Annotated in this window: 1 protein-coding gene; it reads right to left on the bottom strand. The window is 65.0% G+C overall.

What is annotated here, in order from left to right:
- Positions 1 to 150: 150 nt before the first annotated feature.
- Positions 151 to 930, bottom strand: a complete 780-nt coding sequence (locus ACP2AU_RS16740) for a crotonase/enoyl-CoA hydratase family protein (protein ID WP_426377349.1) — start codon at positions 928 to 930, stop codon at positions 151 to 153.
- Positions 931 to 1076 lie beyond the last annotated feature (146 nt).

Raw genomic sequence — 1076 nt, forward strand, 5'->3', positions numbered from 1 at the left:
CCCCCCCCCCCCCCCCCCCCCCCCCCCCCCCCCCCCCCCCCCCCCCCCCCCCCCCCCCCCCCCCCCCCCCCCCCCCCCCCCCCCCCCCCCGCCGCTTTTACCTTTGGAGGGGTATCCGCTTGCACCAAAACAGGCGCTTTGCATCCCCCACTACTTTCCCTGGAACACCGCTTCCCTTCTCTCCAGGAACGACTGGATGCCTTCTTTAACATCTTCGCTGGCCATGACCGGGCGTAGTTCCGGGAACAGGCGTTGCTTGGCCGCTTCCTGGCCTTCAGACACAGCAATCTTGGACGATTTCAGGCTGCCCTGAACGCCTAACGGAGCCGCTTTGGCGATCTTTTCAGCGATCTCCATGGCCTTGTTGAACTGTTCGCCGGGTTCCACCAGTTCCTGGATCAGGCCCCACTGGTAAGCCTGTTCGGCGGTCCATTCATCACCAGTGAGCAGGTAACGCTGGGCGTTGCCCCAGCCGATTTCCCGTTGCAGGCGGATGGTGGCGCCGCCGCAGGCGAAAATGCCACGTTTCACTTCCAGCTGCGCGAAGCGGGTGCCTTTTGCGGCTACACGAATGTCGGTGTTGAGCATCATTTCCACGCCACAGGTGAAGCAGATGCCCTGGGCGGCAAAGACCACCGGCTTGGTGAGGCTGTCGCCGGTTATATCGAACGGGTCCAGTTCGCCTTCGCCGGGTTCGATGCCTTTACCGTTGGCGAACACGCCGGCCCAGTCATCCAGTTGCAGGCCGCTGGTGAAATGGTCACCTTCGGCGTACATCACGGCCACGCGCAGCTCCGGGTCGTGCTGGAGCTGGTAATAGGCGGCAGCGATTTCGTGGTACATGGCCCGGTTCATGGCGTTCATTTTTTCCGGGCGGTTCAGGCCGATCAGCAAGATATGATTTTTCTTATCAACATTTACCAGAGCCATTACGCTTTCCTTTCATGTTTTCTTGTCAGCAGGCTATGCCCATGTTCGGGCGCGGGGGGGGGGGGGGGGGGGGGGGGGGGGGGGGGGGGGGGGGGGGGGGGGGGGGGGGGGGGGGGGGGGGGGGGGGGGGGGGGGGGGGGGGGGGG

Source organism: Marinobacter sp. VGCF2001, assembly GCF_049943275.1.
GTDB lineage: Bacteria > Pseudomonadota > Gammaproteobacteria > Pseudomonadales > Oleiphilaceae > Marinobacter.